Source organism: Reyranella sp., from assembly GCF_965249915.1.
GTDB lineage: Bacteria > Pseudomonadota > Alphaproteobacteria > Reyranellales > Reyranellaceae > Reyranella.
Genome location: NZ_OZ252257.1, coordinates 2,266,852 through 2,283,204, shown reverse-complemented (window position 1 = coordinate 2,283,204; position 16,353 = coordinate 2,266,852). Strand labels below are relative to the sequence as shown.

Below are 16,353 nucleotides of genomic sequence, written 5' to 3'. Positions count from 1 at the left end.
TCAAGGGGTGCGCAGGGCGTCCTGCAACGGCTGCCACTGTTGCTCTCCGGCGGGAATGCCGAGGCGGACCAGGTGCGGCGACCAAGGAAACGTGCGCGACCAGACATGCCGCGTCGCCAGCTTCTCCTGGGCGGCGCCGGCGGCCGGTGTCTCGAACAGCCGGAACAGTGAGGTGCCTCCCGCCAGCTTCCAGCCGGAGTTGGCGGCGAGTGAGTCCAGTCGCTGCGCATCCCGGGCCAGTCGGGTGCGCGTCGCCTCTGCCCAGCGTACGTCGCGAAGCGCGATCGCTCCGATCGCCATCGCCGGTCCCGACACGGCCCACGGGCCGGCGAGTTCCGCGAGGTCCCGAACCAGGTCGGCGGGGCCAAGGGCGAATCCAAGCCGCACGCCCGCGAGTCCGTAGAACTTTCCGAACGACCGCAGCACGACGAGCCGCCCTTGGCCGGCCCGGGGAGCAAGCGACATCGATGGCGTCGGATCGGCGAAGCTCTCGTCGACGACAAGGAGGCCGACCTCGTTCGACAACGCCGCGAGATCGTCCGGCGAATGGACGCGCCCATCGGGATTGTTGGGATTCACGACGACGGCGAGGTCGGCGCCGCGCAACGCTTCGAGCTGTCGTTCCTCGCGGACCTGCCAACCCTGGGTCCTGAGTGCGGCCGCGTGTTCGTTATAGGTAGGGCCCAGGACCGAGGCCTTGCCGGTCGGACCGAGACGCGGAACGAGTTGGATCGCCGCCTGCGCGCCGGCGAGCGGCACCATGGGGGCATCGCTGCCGTACGCTTCCCGGGCGGCGGCGACGAGTTCGTCCCGTGCCCCGCGGGTAGGAAGGCACTGCCACGCGGACGGGGGCACGTGCGGCACGGGATAGGGCATCTGGTTGATGCCCGTCGAGAGGTCGATCCACTCGTCCTCTTTGCCGCCGAAGCGGGCGGCTGCGGCCCCGATATCGCCGCCGTGATCGCGGGTTGCACTTGCTTGCATTGATGGATTGGTCGCCAGGAGAGGAGGAGAGTTCCTGTAGCACGAGATCGGCCGAAATCCTGAGCCTCCGCCCGAAGTCGGGCGAGGTATTGAAGCCCCTTGATCGGAACCGGTGTCCAAGGCACCAGTAGGGAATGGCTGGAGTTCCGATGTCCGATTTCTTTTCGCTTTATTCCCATGAGTTCGTGCGCGTGGCCTGCTGCGTGCCGCGCACCCGCGTGGCCGATGCGGCCTACAATCTGGCCGAGACGCTGAAACTCGCGGCGCAGGGCGACGCGGCGCGGGCGGCCGTCATGGTCTTTCCCGAACTCGGGCTTTCTTCGTATGCCATCGAGGACCTGCTGCTGCAGGACGCGCTGCTCGACGAGGTCGAGCGGTCGATCGCCAGGGTCGTCGAGGCATCGCGCGATCTCTTCCCCGTCCTGATCGTCGGGGCGCCGCTGCGCGTGACGAACCGGCTCTACAACACGGCGGTCGTGATCCATCGTGGCAAGGTGCTGGGCGTGGTGCCCAAGACCTTCCTGCCGAACTATCGCGAGTTCTACGAGAAGCGCCATTTCATCTCGGGCGCCAACGTCATCTGCCAGGAACTCGAGCTGGCCGGGCAGACCGTGCCCTTCGGCACCGACCTGCTGTTCAAGGCGACCGGCATCGATCTCACCTTCCATGTCGAGATCTGCGAGGACGTATGGGTCCCGATCCCGCCCTCGAGCCACGCGGCGCTGGCCGGGGCGGAGCTCCTGGTCAACCTGTCGGCCAGCAACATCACCATCGGCAAGGCCGAGGCGCGACGGCTTCTGTGCGGCAGCCAGTCGATGCGCGCGGTCGCTGCCTATGCCTACTCGGCGTCGGGACCGGGCGAGTCGACGACCGACCTCGCCTGGGACGGCCACGCGGCGATCTATGAAGTGGGCGACCAGCTGGTCGAGTCGTCGCGCTTCGAGAGGGAGTCGACGATGATCAAGGCCGACGTCGATGTCGGTCGCATCCGCCAGGAGCGGCTGCGCTACAACGGCTTCGCCGACTGCGCGCTGCAGGAGAAGGGAAGGGTCGAGCGCTTCCGGCAGGTCCTGTTCGCCTTCGATCCACCGAAGGAACCGGTCGTCCTCGACCGCGCCATCGAGCGCTTCCCCTATGTGCCGTCCGATCCCGCCAAGCTGCGCGACAATTGCTACGAGGCCTACAACATCCAGGTCCAGGGGCTGGCGCAGCGCCTGCAGTCGAGCCGGACGGAGAATGCCGTGATCGGCGTCTCGGGCGGCCTCGATTCGACGCACGCGCTTATCGTCGCCTGCCGCGCGATGGACCAGCTCGGGCTCAGCCGCAAGAACGTCCTTGCTTATACGATGCCGGGCTTCGGCACCTCCGACAAGACGTACACCAATGCCTGGCGGCTGATGAAGGCGCTCGGCGTTACCGCGTCGGAGATCGACATCAAGCCGGCCGCGACGCAGATGCTGGCCGACATCGGTCATCCCTTCGGCAGGGGCGAGAAGGTCTACGACGTGACCTTCGAGAACGTGCAGGCGGGCCTGCGCACCGACTATCTGTTCCGCCTGGCCAACCAGCAGCGCGGCATGGTGGTCGGCACCGGCGATCTGTCCGAGCTTGGCCTGGGCTGGTGCACCTACGGGGTGGGCGATCACATGTCCCACTACAATCCCAACGGCTCGGTCTCCAAGACGCTGATCCAGCATCTCATCCGCTTCGTCGCCGCCTCGGGCGACGTAAGCAAGGAGACAGCCGAGATTCTGCACGACATCCTCAACACCGAGATCTCGCCCGAGCTGATTCCGGCCGGCGACAAGGGTGTGGTGCAGGCCACCGAGAGCTTCGTCGGACCCTACGCACTGCAGGACTTCAATCTCTTCTACCTCACGCGGCTCGGCTACCGACCGTCGAAGATCGCCTTCCTCGCCTGGAACGCCTGGCACGACATCGAGAAGGGCGCCTGGCCGGCCAATCTGCCGGAAGGAACGCGGCGTGCGTACACGCTGGAGGAGATCCGCAGCTGGCTCGCGCTGTTCCTGCGCCGCTTCTTCACCAACCAGTTCAAGCGCTCCGCCGTGCCCAACGGACCGAAGATCTCTTCCGGCGGATCACTGTCGCCGCGCGGCGACTGGCGGGCGCCGTCCGACGGCAGCCCCGACGTCTGGCTCGAGGAGATGAAGGCGATCCCCGGGACCGGCAAAAAATAGCGGTCGCGATTTCACGCGGCGGGCCGGCTGTCGTTTGCGCGCTGCGGCCAAAATGCTACTGAAACTCGAAGCAAGCGCGTAGGAGGATTCGATGCCGCTCGAGATCAAGAAGACGGTCCAGCAGATGGTCGACGAGGCCAACAGCCAGATCGAGACGCTGTCGCTGGCCGACGCGATGAAAATGCACGGCCAGCCGGACGTGACCTTCATCGACATCCGCGATCCACGCGAACTGTGGCGCGACGGAACTATCCCCGGCGCCATCAACGTAACGCGTGGCATGCTCGAAATGTGGATCGATCCGCACAGCCCCTACGCCAAGGATTACTTCCAGACCGGCAACAAGTTCGTGTTCTTCTGCGCCGGGGCCTGGCGCTCGGCCCTGTCGACCAAGACGGCCCAGGACATGGGCCTCACCCCGGTCGCCCATTTCGAAGGCGGCTTCGGCGCCTGGAAGAAGGCCGGCGGTCCGGTGGAGACGGTCGAGCCCAAGAAGTAGGCCGGCCGTGAGCGCCGACCAGCCTGTCGTTCCGCAGCCGGTCATCGACGACATTCCGGAGTTCACGTCGATCCCGGCCTATGTCGCGCGGCATGCGCGAAGCCATCCGGACAAGCCGGCGGTGAAGTGCGACGGGACGGTGCGAAGCTGGCAGGCGTTCGACGGACGCATCAACCGGATCGCCCGGCGGCTGTCGGAAATGGGACTGGGCCGCGGCGACAAGATCGCGATCCTGGCCGCCAACTCGATCGAGTATCTCGAGACCTTCATGGGCGGCCTGCGGGCCGGGGTCTGCGTCGTGCCGCTCTCGACGATGGCCGCTGCCGATGCGCTCGAGAAGATGCTCGACGATTGCGACGCCAAGGTCCTGTTCCTGTCCGACCAGTACCGCGCTCTGGTCGAACCCTATGAGGGACGCCTGGGCAAGCTGGTGGCCGGCGGCCGCATCGCCTACGATTTCGCGCGGCCGGGCTGGCAGGATTTCGAGGCCTGGGTGGCGCCGGCGAGCGACGCGCCGTTCGAGACCGCGATCGGGCCGCTGGACGACTTCAACATCATCTACAGTTCCGGCACGACCGGCCTGCCCAAGGGCATCCTTCATTCGCACGCGCTGCGCAGCCAGCTTCCGGTGCGCTTCCCGGCGTTCGACTACGGGCCGGACACGATCTCGCTGGTTTCGACGCCGCTCTATTCCAACACCACGCTGGTTGCGCTGCTGGCCACCGTCGGCGTCGGCGGCACGTCGATCCTCATGCGCAAGTCCGACGTGGTGAAGTTCCTCGAACTGGCCCAGGCGGAGCGGGCCACGCATGCCATGCTGGTGCCCGTTCAGTACCAGCGTATCCTGGCCCATCCCGATTTCGGCAGGTACGACCTCGGTTCCTTCAAGGCCAAGCTCTCGACCAGCGCGCCACTGCGCGCCCAGGTGAAGGCCGACTGCCTCGCGCGCTGGCCCGGCCGATTGATCGAGATCTACGGCCTGACCGAGGGCGGCGGGAGCTGCATGCTCGAAGCCAACCTGCATCCCGACAAGCTCCACACGGTCGGCAAGCCGGGCTTTGGCGTCGAGCTCAAGATCCTCGACGAGCAGGGCCGGGAGCTGCCGCAGGGCGAGGTCGGTGAGATCGCCGGTCGCGCCGAGATGATGATGAAGGGCTACTACAAGCAGGACGACAAGACCCGCGAGCTTTTCTGGCACGACGCCGACGGCAGGCTGTTCTTCAGGTCGGGCGACATGGGCAAGCTCGACGAGGACGGGTTCCTGATCCTGCTCGATCGCAAGAAGGACATGATCATCTCGGGCGGCTTCAACGTCTACGCCGCCGACATCGAGGTTCTCCTGCTGAAGCATCCCGACGTCATCGACGTCGCCGTGATCGGGGTGCCGAGCGATCAGTGGGGCGAATCGCCGATGGCCTTGTGCGTGCGCGGCGCCGGTGCGACGGTTGGCGAGGAGGCGGTGCGCGATTGGGCGAACGGGCAGCTCAGCAAGACGCAGCGCCTGGTCGCCGTCGAGTTCCGCGACTCGCTTCCGCGCAGCACCATAGGCAAGATCATGAAGCGCGAACTCCGCGCGCCCTACTGGGAAGGTCGGACGGCCAAGATCTGACGGCCAAGATTCGAGGATTAGCATGAGCGAACCGACACTCCGTTCCACCCATCTCTTCACGCTGACTCTTCAGGTCGATCCCACCGTCGTCGATGTCGGCGAGACCCCCTATGGCCGCCGTCGTATTGCGACCGTGACCGGCGGCACGTTCGAGGGTGAGGAATTGCGCGGCACCGTCCTGCCGGCGCCGGCCGGCGACTGGTTGCTGCAGCGGCGCGACGGGATCCTGCAACTCGACGTGCGGCTCACGCTCAAAACCGACGACGGGCACCTCGTCTATATGAGCTATCGCGGCATGCGGCATGGCCCGGCCTGGGTGATCGAGCAGCTCAACAAGGGCGAGAAGGTCGACCCCAGCCAGTACTATTTCCGTGCCACGCCCTGGTTCGAGACGGCGTCGGAAAAGTATCGCTTCCTCAACCGCATCGTCTGCGTCTCGACCGGACGACGCGACCCCGCCGGGCCGGTCTACGAGGTCTTCCAAATTCTGTGAGGGGCAGCGCCCAGGCACACGGACCGACATCAGCGCTCGCGCTCCAGCCTGTTCGCCCAAGCCGCTGCCGGCCAACGGCCCGACTCTGCCGCTCCGTCCCGACGCGCCCTCAGCAAAGAAAGATGTATCGTAGGACCGGTGTTCTCCAGACCAGGGACCAAAGGCGACCCTTTGCCCTTTCGTAGGCATCGGCTTCTCGATGCGACAGGACATCGACGCCTTGCCGCCGCAGTCTGCGTACGACGGCGCTTTGCCATGCGCGCTGCTCCTGGGTGCCTGCATTCTGCGGCAGCCGGGCGACGCCACGTATATGGCTGTAGGCTTCGAGAGACCAACCATCCGGTTCGCCAGGCTTGGCATAGAAGCTCACCGTATAGCCGCTGGTCTGGGCACTCGGCAGAACGCGGCACTGACAAACGACGGGCAGAGTATCGCGTCGGTCGGACGGTCCTGGCGAGACCACGGCCATCAGCGCGCCCGCCCGAAGCGATACGAGAGGGGTGCTGTCCGTGCGCACTCTGCGTGCTCCGGCTTTCCGGGGGCTGTGAATCGATACATGTGGCTTCCTGAAACTTCGAATCGAGTGATCGACCGGATTGAACGGGCGATGGCACAAGCGACGGATACAGTCGCGAAGAATGGGAGGAAACGCAGCTCCTGCACTGTTTCGATGTGCTGCTGCGGTGCCAGCTGAAAGGTCCAGCAACAACAATCTTCCGTTTCCGGATGCACAATTTGACGGCCAGCCGGCTTCATCGCGTCCCGAGGAAAGACATGGTGTTACTCGTGTGTTTCCAGGTATTTCCGGCGCGACGGAGAAACGAGCCGAAACAATTCCCGGCGCATTCGTCTTAGACAGAGGCAGGGCAGCTTCCGATAGTGGCCGGCAACCTCAAGCGAGGACCCTAATGAGCTGGCGCTCCTACGTTTCCCGTCTCCTCGCGCTCGCGCTCGCCCTCGCCCTTGTGTCTCTTGCTGTCGCGTCGTTTGTTGCAAAGTCAGACCAATATCAGCGGCGTCTCGATCGGCGTGCCGGGCACTTGGTCGATCGGGCCCTCTATCACCCTGCCGATCTTCAATGCCGGCAAGCTGGGCTACCAGAAGGACGCCGCGATCGCTCAAGCCAACCAGGCGGCCGGAGCCTACCGCGCCTCCGTGCTGGCGGCTCTGCAGGACGTGGAGAACGCGTTTGCGAACTATCGGGCCGACCGGCAGAAGGTCGTCACCCTGCACGTACCTGGAGCTGAATGGGCGTGACGCGCGTGGGATTGGAGAGTCGGACCGTCCGGCGATTTTTTTCTCACCGAATTCGGATTTCAGAGAGTACCCCGATCTTTTGTCTCGTGGCGACGTTCGGGTGCTGCATCTCATTCGTGATCCGCGCGACGTTCTGATTTCCGCCATGCACTATCACTCGAAGGCCGCCGAAACGTGGCTACATGAGCCGGTGCCAGGCTACGACAACCGCACGTATCAACAACAGCTCAATGAGCTGAAGACATCATTCGAGCGATATGTCTTCGAAATGGAGAATTCCACAAACAGCACCATAAGGGACATGGTGCAGTGGCAGTACGATCGCCCCAACTGTGTCGAAGTTCGCTATGAAGAGCTGAGGCAGGGCGGGCAGATGCAACGCTGGTCGAGAATAGTAGCCGCTCTGGGATTCGAAGAGTCAGAACAGGCAATTTGCCGTCAAATGTTCTGGAATAACAGCCTCTTTGGCAACTTGATGTTGTACCGCTCAAAACATGTTCGATGTGGGGATGTCGCGCAATGGAGCCGCGAGTTCACGCCCGATTTGGCAAGTGCATTCCTCGAAAGGTTTCCGACCGTCCTGCAGGACTTGCGCTATGAGACCAGCAATGACTGGGTGGATAATTTGCTGCCACGAAGGGCAGGGCGATTGCAGTCGGTCGTGAAACGGGTCTCCACTAGGCTCACACGCTGATAACGGGCTGTTCGGTCATTGCCCCGGACATGCGCCGAGGAACATGCCCGAGGGACCAAAGCCGTCCATACCGCGTTTCGACATCTGGCGAAGATGCCTCGTCTCAAACGCCTGCGCCGGAAACGCAGCCGATCGCGATCTTTTCGAGCACGGGCAGGATGTATTCGCGGAACTTGGCGGGGTTCTCGCTCATCGGGAAGTGGCCGAGTTCTTTCATGACCTGGACCTGCGCGCCGCGAATTTGCGACGCCGTGCGTAGCGTGTCCTGGGTTGTGCAGGAGAAGTCGTACTCGCCGGTTAGCAGGTAGAGGGGGCAGACCTTGGTGTCGATCGACTTCACCTTCTCGCGCAGATCGCCGTCGACCCGATAGAAATAGAGATCGCCCTTGAAGATGCCGGGGCCGCCCTGCATGTACATCCACAGCGTCTCGTGTCGGCTGACCGGCGGGCTTTGCGGCGCGATCAGGCCCGAGATCAGCGCGGCGCAGACTTCGCCGCCATGAACGTCGGGACGGTGCAGCCAGGCGGTGTCGTACCAGGGCTGCTGGAAATCGGCGGCTTCGAGCGCGACGAGGGCACGGAACTCGGCGGCGTGTTCGATCGCGAGGTTGAGCACGATGCGGCCCCCGATCGAGCAGCCCATGACGGCCGGCTTATCGAGCTCCAGGGCCTGACAGAAGGCTCGGATCGCGGCGGTGTAGGAGGCCGTGGTCAGCCGGTATTCTGTCGTTTCCCAGCCGTCGGGCGGCGTCGACTTGCCGTGCCAGGGCATGTCGAACGCGATCACGCGGAAGCGGCGCGTGATCTCGGGATCGGCGAGGAGATGACGGAACTGGCGACCGTCGGCGCCCGCCGTGTGCAGGCAGACGAGGGGGATACCGCTGCCGGCTTCCTCGAAGTAGAGGCGATGCGGCGTGCCCTCGATGTCGAGCCGGACGTAGCGGCCGACCATGGGGTCGAGAACGGGTGGCATGTCAGGGGGCCTCCGCCAGTCGGCGTGGCAGGGCCAGCAGGTCCTTGAAAACCTGCAGGTTCTGCAGCAACGGTCGCAGGTCGCCTTCCAATGAAGCGGCGCCGCGCTTGGTCAGCGCGAACAGATCGTGCCAGCCCGGCTCGGGCATTCGCTGCCAGTGATGCCGCCACGCTTCGTCACTGCCGCGGACGGTGAAGGCGGTGGATCGCATCAGGCGCGGTCCGCGATCGAAGGCGGCGAGGGTGCCGTCCCTGAAGGTCAGGTGGAAGGGCTCGCGGCCGATGTCGATCCTGCACTCGACGTTCAGCCATCGGCCGCGCCGCAGCAGGTCGGCATCTTCAGACAGGAGCTCGGGCAGCTTCGCAAAACAATCTGCAGGGATCATTCCTGCAGTATGTACTCGATCGTAGACCCGTCGGAAGCCTTGAATGAGGCCTTCACCCAGCGGCCGCGATCGTCGAACCACTGATCCATCTCGACATCGCCGGTATAGGAATAGCGAGTCGCCTCGAGGGTGCCGTTGGCCGTCTTGATGGTCTCGCGACCCCTAGGCGTGATCTGGACCTTCGCGAGCGCGCCGTTCTGGCTGTTGAGCATCGCCGACTGTTTGACCTGGTTCAGGTTCCAGTGGGTCGACGGAAGCGTGCCTGCCGGGAGTGTTTCCTGCCGGGCGCCGCCCTGCTGAAAGCCGACATCGTTGGCTGACAATTTCGGTGCGCTGCCGCCGTCGCGCACGACCGCAACGCCAGCGGCATCTTGCTTGGCCTTCACGCCATACTTGGTGCCGTTGTCGTCCGTCTGGGTCGAGATCGATTCGAACGTGTTGCCGTTCCAGACCTCCTGACCGCGGTGCATGTAGCGATACATCGTCAGGCCGAGCGCCTTGACCGAGAAGTCTATCGAAGTCGTCACGACACGCTTGTCGCCGCTCTGCTGGAAGGTGAGCGTGTGCGTGCCGATCCGCTCGCCGTTGCGGAAAGCGGCAAAAACGTGACTTTGGCCATACGGCAGGTCTTGCGCGGCCAGCGCGCCTGCCGAGCTGCAGAAGCCCGCCGTCATCAACACAAGCAGTAGACGTCGCATCATGGGTCAGCTCCTGAGCCATTATACGCCCGGAGAGGCCCTTGGATCAGCCCCCCTCAGACGACCCGGTCGGTCCTCAACTTCGCAATGTCGTCAGCGCCATAGCCGAGTTCCTGCAAAATCTGGTCCGTGTGTTCGCCGAGAGTAGGTGCGCGGCGGCGGATGGTGAGGGGGGTGCGCGAGAGCTTCACGGGCTCCTGCAGGACCGGTACGCCCATCTTGGCTCCCGGATAGTCCATCGAGTGGAAGAAGCCGGCCTCTTTCACGTGCTTGTCGTCGAGCGTCTGCTGCGGCGTGTAGACCGGGCCGGCCGGAATGCGGCTGGCTTCGAGCGCCGCCAGTGTTTCGGCGACCGTGCGGCTGTCGCACCATTTCTGCATGATCGCCGACAGGGCCTCGCCGTTGTCGCCGCGCGCGAGGTCGTCCTTGAAGCGCGGATCGGCCGCCAGGCTCTCGTCGCCCATCAGCTTGCACCAGCGCACGAACAGCGGCTGGCCGATCGTCATGGCGTAGATCCAGCCGTCCTTGCACTTGAAGGTGTCGGACGGGCCCGCCGTGAAGCCGCGATTGAGGGTGGCGATGCGGTTGAGGTCCAGCATCGCCTGCTCGATCAGGTGGCCGTTGGTGATGTTGATGGCGGTGCGCAGCAGGGCCGTCTCGACCTTCTGGCCCTTGCCGCTCTTGGCGCGATCCATCAGGGCCGCCAGAACGCCCACGGTATTGAGCAGCGCGGTGCCGAAATCGACGAAGGGAGCGTTCATGCGGGTCGGTGTCTCGCCGTCGCCCGAGAGGTGCATGGCGCCGGACATCGCCTGGCCGATCGTGTCGAAGCCGACGCGCGTCTTGTAGGGGCCTTCCGAGCCGAAGGTCGATGTCGTGGCGAGGATGATGCGCGGGTTGATGGCCGAGATGGTCTCGTAGTCGATGCCCATCTTCTGCAGGTCTTCGTAGGGCAGGTTGGCGATCACCACGTCGGAAGCCGCGACCAGCTTCTTCACGATCTCGCGGCCCTCGGGCTTCATCGGATTGAGGGTGAGGCCGAGCTTGTTGCGGCCCATCTGGAGGAACATGGCGCCTTCGCCGCCCTCGACGACCGGGGTCACCCAGCGATCCTCGCTGCCCTCAAGCTTCTCGACCCGGATCACTTCGGCGCCGAGATCGGCCAGCATCGTGCCGCAGAACGGACCAGCGATGTAGCGGCCGAAATCGAGTACGCGGATGCCTTCAAGAACGCCTGACATATCCCTCTGCCTCCCTTGCGCCAGCCTCGACAGGGCTGGCTGCGACGGAGCATTAGCAGAGGTCGGGGAGAGGTTCTATTCGAAGACCGCGTCTGTCGCGGCGCCGGCTAGTCGAAGAAGGTGTTGGGCTTCAGGAAGATCGCGAGCATGAGGCAGCCTTCGTCGGTCCAGGCATCGTGGCGGCTGCCGGCGCGTCGCCAGACATAGTTGCCGGCGCGGCACACGCCGGCGTGGTCGGCAAACGATCCCTCGAGCACGTAAGTCTGCTCGATGGCGACATGCTGGTGTGCCGGCAGGCGGGCGCCCGGGGCCCAGCGCATCAGCACGGTCGAGAGTCCGGTTTCCTTCTGCTCCATCAGGATCTTCCATTCGACGCCGGCGAAGCGCGTCGGCTGCCACGGCACGCTGCCGACGTCGACATAGGTTGAATCCGGGACGATGCCGGCCAGTGTCTCGACGTTCATGCGGCGACCTCTCGCTGGGCAGTGACGGGGACGCGGACGCTAACGCTGACACTGACCATCAAAATGCAAAGGGCCCCGAAGCGCAAGCCTGGGGCCCTTTTCAGAGTATTGGAGGAGGGGGTCAGCCCTCTTCTTCGACGAAGGCTTCTTTTCTCGCCTTCTTGAAGCTGGGCAAGGCCATCAGGAGCAGCAGGACCGCCGTCGTGATGAGCAGGCCCAGGCTGATCGGGCGTTCGAGGAAGACCATTGGATCGCCACGCGAAAGAAGCATGGCGCGCCGGAAGTATTCCTCCATCTGCGGCCCCAGCACGAGGCCCAGAAGGAACGGAGCGCCTTCGCAGCCCAGCTTGACGAAGACGTAGCCCAGGATGCCGAAGATCGCGACCTGCATGACGTGGAACGTACTGTTCTGCAGACTGTAGGCGCCGATGCAGCAGAAGAGCAGGATGGCCGGTGCCAGGAAGCGGTACGGCACGGTCAGCAGCTTCACCCAGATGCCGATCATCGGCAGGTTGATGATGACCAGCATCGCGTTGCCGATCCACATCGAGGCGATCATGCCCCAGAACAGGTCGGGCTTCTTGGTCATGACCTCGGGGCCCGGCTGGATGCCCTGGATGATCATGGCGCCCACCATCAGCGCCATGACGGCGTTGGAGGGGATGCCCAGCGTCAGCATCGGGATGAACGAGGTCTGGGCGGCGGCGTTGTTGGCCGCCTCGGGAGAGGCGACACCCTCGACCGCACCCTTGCCGAACTGGCCGGGGTTCTTCGACAGCTTCTTCTCGAGCGTGTAGGCCGAGAAGGCGCCCAGCGTCGGACCGCCGCCGGGCAGAACGCCGAGCGCCGCGCCCAGGAAGGTGCCACGAAGTGCGGCTGGGATGGCGCGCCTGACTTCTTCCATGGTCGGCCACAGCGACGTGACCTTGATGGTGCCGCCGGTTCGGGTGAGGTGTCGTTCGAGGTTCACGACGATCTCGGCGATGCCGAACAGGCCCATGGCGATCGGCGCGAAGTCGATGCCGTCGCTCAGCTCCGGAATGTCGAAGGTGAAGCGCTGGGCGCCGGTGTTCACGTCGGTGCCGACCAGTCCGAACAGCAGGCCCAGGAAGATCATGGCGATCGCCTTGACCACCGAGCCGCTGGCCAGGATGACCGCGGCGACGAGGCCGAGGGCCATCAGGGAGCAGTAGTCGGCCGGGCCGAATTTCTGCGCCATGCGCGTCAGCGGCTCCGCGAACAGCACGATGATGATGGTGCCGACCGTGCCGGCAAAGAACGAGCCGACCGCGGAGATCGACAGCGCTGCACCGGCACGGCCGTTGCGGGCCATTTGGTAGCCGTCGAGGCAGGTCACGACCGAGGAAGCTTCACCCGGCAGGTTCACGAGGATCGACGTCGTCGAACCGCCATAGGCCGCGCCATAGTAGATGCCGGCCAGCATGATCAGCGAGGCCGTGGGCGGGAGGTGGAAGGTGATCGGCAGCAGCATGGCGATGGTCGCCACCGGGCCGATACCGGGCAGAACGCCGATCAGGGTGCCGAGGAGGCAGCCCAGCAGTGCGTAGGTCAGGTTCTGGAAGGAAAGGGCGACGCTGAAACCCAGCGCGAGATTGTCGAGCAGATCCATCTCACCAGACTCCGCGCAGGATGTAGATGTTCATGCCCAGCCCGACCTTGAAGACGAGCGTGCACAGGACGGAGAGGACGACGATATTGCCGATCACCTCGGTGAGCTTGAATTCCTCGCCGGCGAGGGAGGCAATCATGATGAGCACGACCAGGGCGGGGATCAGGCCTGCGCGCTCGAACAGCAGCGCGAAACAGACGATGCCGAGGGTCACCAGCGTGATCGGCTTCCACTTCGGCCGTTCGACCGGCTCACTGCCGCTCACCACGGCGATGATGCAAACCAGCGCGCCCAGTCCGAGAAGCGTCAGTGAGAGCATCCGCGGCACGTAGCCCGGGCCCATGCGAACGGGCGTGCCGATCGCCAGTTTTTGCCCGAAATAGAGGGCCACAAGTCCGAAGCCAATGAACATCAGCCCGGACAAGAAGTCCTTGCTTAGGAATCGATTCAACGATGCCTCCCCAGAACGCGTAGTTTTCGATGTGCTGTTGGGCCCAAACCCCTGGACCGCCAGCAGCTAAACACAATTCGGCCGCTTTGCCCAAGTGCCAAGTGCAATACAAGTGCTAAGTGCACTACCTAAGCAGCAGACGGACTGCGATTATGGCCAGGCAAAGCGCGAACAAGCGCCGCAACAGGGACACGGGGACCCTTGCGGACCATCGCGCGGCGATCGGCGCGACAAAGAGCGCAGGCAGGGAGAGGGCCGCAACGCAAAACATCGCCACATCGCCTAGCGCATCGGCGGGGCGACCCGGCACATTCAGATCCATATGCAGAAAGACGAGCGTCGCGGGCACGGCGATCAGCAGATTGAACAGGGCGCCGGCCCCGATCGCGCGTTTGATGGAAAATGAGAACAGCGTCAGGACCGGTGTGCTCAATGTGCCGCCACCGACACCGACGGCGGCCGCCAGGCCCCCGACGAGGGCGGGGGAGAGGTGAGAGAGGGGACCTCGGGGCTCGCTATGCCCAATAATGAGGCGGTCGCCTGCCGCCATCTTGAGGGCGAGTGCCGCCGCCACCACCGCAAACAGGGTGGTCAGGACCTTCGTGGGTGCGAGGGGGCTCAAGGCAAGACCGACGATGGCGCCGACCATCAAGGCCGGCAGCCAGGTCCGGACCAGTTCGCGGTCGACCGTTCCGGCGCGCCAGTGGGCTGCGGCAGCAGTGATCGAGGCAATGAGAATGCTCGCCTGGGCCGTCCCCACGGCGAGGGGCACCGCTTGCGTTTCCGCGACACCCTGAAATTCGAATATTTCCAGCAGGATCGGGACCGCTACGATGCCGCCGCCGACCCCCAGGAGCCCCGCCAGCAAGCCGATGAGGATGCCCGTCCCCAGGAGCGCCGCCCAGGCGGCCGGCGGGTAGGCCGCAAACAGATATTCCACGCGTCAATGTCCCCGTTGGTCGATATTGCATGCGCACCGGCGGGCGAGCAAACTCCCGGCCAATATGAACGGTCGTTCAGGAGGTTTTCGGGTGTCACGGCGAGGGGACGACTATATCGGCACGATGGCGGTGCAGGAAAAGCATCGGTTCGACGAGCAGTCGCTCGGCCGTTTCATGTCCGCCGATGTGGAGGGATTCACGCCTCCGGTGCGGGTCGAGCAGTTCAAGGGAGGCCAGTCCAACCCGACCTATCGGCTGACCGATGGCGCCGGCCGCCGCTACGTGCTGCGCCGCAAGCCGCCGGGCAAGCTCCTGCCGTCCGCTCACGCGGTCGACCGGGAATTCCGGGTGATTTCGGCCCTCAATCGCACCGACGTGCCGACCCCGCGGGCCTATGCGCTCAGCGACGACGAGAGCGTCGTGGGCACGCCCTTCTATATAATGGAATACTGCGACGGCCGCGTGCTGTGGGACCCGCTGCTGCCGGACGTGCCGAAGGACGGCCGCCGGAACATCTACCGCGCCAAGTTCGAGGCGCTGGCCCGCCTCCACAGGGTCGACTACGCCGCCCTCGGACTCGCCGATTTCGGCCGCCCCGGCAGTTACGTGGCCCGCCAGATCTCGCGCTGGGGAAAACAGTACAAGGCTTCGGAGACCGAGAAGATCGAGTCGATGGACCGGCTGTTCGACTGGCTGCCGGCCAACCTGCCCACGAACGACGAAACGGTGCTGGTCCATGGCGACTATCGCCTCGACAACATGATCTTCCACGCCATCGAGCCGCGCGTGCTGGGCATCATCGACTGGGAGATCTCGACGCTCGGCGACCCGCTGGCCGAGCTTTCCTATCTCTGCATGCTGTGGCGCACGCCCAAGGACTGGGGCGGTCTGCTGGGACACGATCTCGACGAACTCGGCCTTCCGACGGAGGCCGAGATGGTGGACTACTACAGCACCCTGTCGAAGCGCTCCGTCCCGGAGCCCAAGCTCTGGGAGTTCTACATGGCCTACAATCTGTTTCGCGTGTCCTGCATCCGGCAGGGCGTCTATGCCCGGTCGCTCGACGGCACGGCGGCCAACATGCGTGCCGCCGATTCGGGCAAGCTGGTGAAGCCCGCAGCCGATCTCGCCTGGGAGATCGTGAGCAACATGTCTGGAGCCTCACGATGAGCAAGCGCAAGACGATCCTCGCCGACGACGAGCCAGCGGAAGTCATTGCGGAACGCGAAGCGCGGCCGCCGGTCGAGGCGATCCGTGCCGCGGCCTTCGCCCAGTTCGCCGAGCGCGGTTACCCGGTCGTGACGGTGCGCGACATCATGAAGGCCTGCGGCTTGACGCAGGGGGCGCTCTACAATCACTTCAAGTCGAAGGACGAGCTGCTGCACGACATCATCGCCTCGACCCAGGGCGAGCTGGAGCGGCAGTGCCAGCAGGCGGTGGCCGGCGCGGGCGGTGATCCGCGCGCCGAACTTGCGGCCTTCGTGCGGGTCTATGTCATCCGGCATTGCCGGCTGCGCATCGAAGCGCTGGTCGCCAACCGCGAAATCGGCTGGCTGGATTCGGCGCGCGTGGCCGACATCCGGCGCAGCCGGCGCGCAATTCGCGACATCGTGGTGACGGTTCTCAGGCATGGCGTCGAAAAGGGCGTGTTCGATCCCCCGCGCGTCGACGGAAAGCACGATCTCAAGGCGATGGCCATGGCGCTGCTCGACCAGTGCACCCATGTCTCGATGTGGTACGGTCCAGGGGGCGATCTCTCCGAGGAGCAGATGGCGAAACTCTACACCGACATGGCCTTGCGCATGGTCGGCGCCGCACCGCAGACCGCTTAAGAAG

Annotated in this window: 17 protein-coding genes; 8 read left to right on the top strand and 9 right to left on the bottom strand. The window is 64.7% G+C overall.

From position 1 onward, the window contains the following. A complete protein-coding gene (gene cobD, locus ACP15H_RS11330; protein ID WP_425066286.1) occupies nucleotides 1–984 on the bottom strand; it encodes a threonine-phosphate decarboxylase CobD in 984 nt (327 codons plus the stop codon). Between the two features lie 149 nt (nucleotides 985–1,133). Here cobD and ACP15H_RS11325 point away from each other — a divergent pair, with 149 nt between their 5' ends. The 6 genes from ACP15H_RS11325 (at nucleotide 1,134) to ACP15H_RS11300 (ending at nucleotide 7,734) form a co-directional block, all read left to right on the top strand. Further along, the gene (locus ACP15H_RS11325; protein WP_425066285.1) at nucleotides 1,134–3,182 is read left to right on the top strand and encodes an NAD(+) synthase; all 2,049 of its coding nucleotides are present in this window, start codon (nucleotides 1,134–1,136) and stop codon (nucleotides 3,180–3,182) included. Between the two features lie 91 nt (nucleotides 3,183–3,273). Next, a complete protein-coding gene (locus tag ACP15H_RS11320) occupies nucleotides 3,274–3,681 on the top strand; it encodes a rhodanese-like domain-containing protein (protein WP_422014905.1) in 408 nt (135 codons plus the stop codon). 7 nt (nucleotides 3,682–3,688) lie between these two features. Then, the gene (locus ACP15H_RS11315) at nucleotides 3,689–5,290 is read left to right on the top strand and encodes a class I adenylate-forming enzyme family protein (RefSeq protein WP_425066284.1); all 1,602 of its coding nucleotides are present in this window, start codon (nucleotides 3,689–3,691) and stop codon (nucleotides 5,288–5,290) included. 22 nt (nucleotides 5,291–5,312) lie between these two features. Continuing rightward, the gene (locus ACP15H_RS11310) at nucleotides 5,313–5,783 is read left to right on the top strand and encodes a DUF3237 domain-containing protein (protein ID WP_425066283.1); all 471 of its coding nucleotides are present in this window, start codon (nucleotides 5,313–5,315) and stop codon (nucleotides 5,781–5,783) included. A 990-nt stretch (nucleotides 5,784–6,773) separates the two neighbouring features. Continuing rightward, on the top strand, nucleotides 6,774–7,040 hold the full coding sequence (locus ACP15H_RS11305) for a TolC family protein (protein WP_425066282.1): 267 nt from the start codon (nucleotides 6,774–6,776) through the stop codon (nucleotides 7,038–7,040). Then, a complete protein-coding gene (locus ACP15H_RS11300; protein WP_425066281.1) occupies nucleotides 6,973–7,734 on the top strand; it encodes a sulfotransferase domain-containing protein in 762 nt (253 codons plus the stop codon). The genes ACP15H_RS11305 and ACP15H_RS11300 overlap by 68 nt, the downstream gene beginning before the upstream one ends. Before the next feature lie 103 nt (nucleotides 7,735–7,837). On the opposite strand, the gene ACP15H_RS11295 is transcribed toward ACP15H_RS11300, so the two are convergent. From ACP15H_RS11295 to ACP15H_RS11260, 8 genes are all read right to left on the bottom strand, one after another. After that, on the bottom strand, nucleotides 7,838–8,707 hold the full coding sequence (locus ACP15H_RS11295; protein WP_425066280.1) for an alpha/beta fold hydrolase: 870 nt from the start codon (nucleotides 8,705–8,707) through the stop codon (nucleotides 7,838–7,840). A 1-nt stretch (nucleotide 8,708) separates the two neighbouring features. Then, entirely contained in the window at nucleotides 8,709–9,092 is a 384-nt protein-coding gene (locus ACP15H_RS11290; protein ID WP_425066279.1) for a hypothetical protein, read from the bottom strand. Next, a complete protein-coding gene (locus ACP15H_RS11285) occupies nucleotides 9,089–9,793 on the bottom strand; it encodes a DUF6134 family protein (protein WP_425066278.1) in 705 nt (234 codons plus the stop codon). Before ACP15H_RS11285 ends, ACP15H_RS11290 begins: the two co-directional genes overlap by 4 nt. 53 nt (nucleotides 9,794–9,846) lie before the next feature. After that, entirely contained in the window at nucleotides 9,847–11,031 is a 1,185-nt protein-coding gene (locus ACP15H_RS11280) for a CaiB/BaiF CoA transferase family protein (RefSeq protein WP_425066277.1), read from the bottom strand. A 107-nt stretch (nucleotides 11,032–11,138) separates the two neighbouring features. Beyond that, complete coding sequence (locus tag ACP15H_RS11275) at nucleotides 11,139–11,495, bottom strand: cupin domain-containing protein (RefSeq protein WP_425066276.1); 357 nt, start codon at nucleotides 11,493–11,495, stop codon at nucleotides 11,139–11,141. A 121-nt stretch (nucleotides 11,496–11,616) separates the two neighbouring features. Beyond that, nucleotides 11,617–13,125, bottom strand: coding sequence for a tripartite tricarboxylate transporter permease (locus tag ACP15H_RS11270; protein ID WP_425066275.1), 1,509 nt, complete (start codon nucleotides 13,123–13,125; stop codon nucleotides 11,617–11,619). A gap of 1 nt (nucleotide 13,126) precedes the next feature. Continuing rightward, complete coding sequence (locus ACP15H_RS11265; RefSeq protein ID WP_425066274.1) at nucleotides 13,127–13,576, bottom strand: tripartite tricarboxylate transporter TctB family protein; 450 nt, start codon at nucleotides 13,574–13,576, stop codon at nucleotides 13,127–13,129. Between the two features lie 124 nt (nucleotides 13,577–13,700). After that, nucleotides 13,701–14,516, bottom strand: a complete 816-nt coding sequence (locus tag ACP15H_RS11260) for a sulfite exporter TauE/SafE family protein (RefSeq protein ID WP_425066273.1) — start codon at nucleotides 14,514–14,516, stop codon at nucleotides 13,701–13,703. A 91-nt stretch (nucleotides 14,517–14,607) separates the two neighbouring features. Here ACP15H_RS11260 and ACP15H_RS11255 point away from each other — a divergent pair, with 91 nt between their 5' ends. Further along, nucleotides 14,608–15,687 (top strand): phosphotransferase family protein, encoded by a 1,080-nt coding sequence (locus ACP15H_RS11255; protein WP_425066272.1) that lies wholly within the window; start codon nucleotides 14,608–14,610, stop codon nucleotides 15,685–15,687. Continuing rightward, nucleotides 15,684–16,349 (top strand): TetR/AcrR family transcriptional regulator, encoded by a 666-nt coding sequence (locus ACP15H_RS11250; protein ID WP_425066271.1) that lies wholly within the window; start codon nucleotides 15,684–15,686, stop codon nucleotides 16,347–16,349. Before ACP15H_RS11255 ends, ACP15H_RS11250 begins: the two co-directional genes overlap by 4 nt. Nucleotides 16,350–16,353 lie beyond the last annotated feature (4 nt).

What these genes read in the sequence shown, in the direction of transcription:
- cobD (WP_425066286.1), bottom strand. Translation starts at nt 984, where the DNA reads ATGCAAGCAAGTGCAACCCGCGATCACGGCGGCGATATCGGGGCCGCA.
- ACP15H_RS11325 (WP_425066285.1), top strand. Translation starts at nt 1,134, where the DNA reads ATGTCCGATTTCTTTTCGCTTTATTCCCATGAGTTCGTGCGCGTGGCC.
- ACP15H_RS11320 (WP_422014905.1), top strand. Translation starts at nt 3,274, where the DNA reads ATGCCGCTCGAGATCAAGAAGACGGTCCAGCAGATGGTCGACGAGGCC.
- ACP15H_RS11310 (WP_425066283.1), top strand. Translation starts at nt 5,313, where the DNA reads ATGAGCGAACCGACACTCCGTTCCACCCATCTCTTCACGCTGACTCTT.
- ACP15H_RS11295 (WP_425066280.1), bottom strand. Translation starts at nt 8,707, where the DNA reads ATGCCACCCGTTCTCGACCCCATGGTCGGCCGCTACGTCCGGCTCGAC.
- ACP15H_RS11290 (WP_425066279.1), bottom strand. Translation starts at nt 9,092, where the DNA reads ATGATCCCTGCAGATTGTTTTGCGAAGCTGCCCGAGCTCCTGTCTGAA.
- ACP15H_RS11285 (WP_425066278.1), bottom strand. Translation starts at nt 9,793, where the DNA reads ATGATGCGACGTCTACTGCTTGTGTTGATGACGGCGGGCTTCTGCAGC.
- ACP15H_RS11280 (WP_425066277.1), bottom strand. Translation starts at nt 11,031, where the DNA reads ATGTCAGGCGTTCTTGAAGGCATCCGCGTACTCGATTTCGGCCGCTAC.
- ACP15H_RS11275 (WP_425066276.1), bottom strand. Translation starts at nt 11,495, where the DNA reads ATGAACGTCGAGACACTGGCCGGCATCGTCCCGGATTCAACCTATGTC.
- ACP15H_RS11270 (WP_425066275.1), bottom strand. Translation starts at nt 13,125, where the DNA reads ATGGATCTGCTCGACAATCTCGCGCTGGGTTTCAGCGTCGCCCTTTCC.
- ACP15H_RS11250 (WP_425066271.1), top strand. Translation starts at nt 15,684, where the DNA reads ATGAGCAAGCGCAAGACGATCCTCGCCGACGACGAGCCAGCGGAAGTC.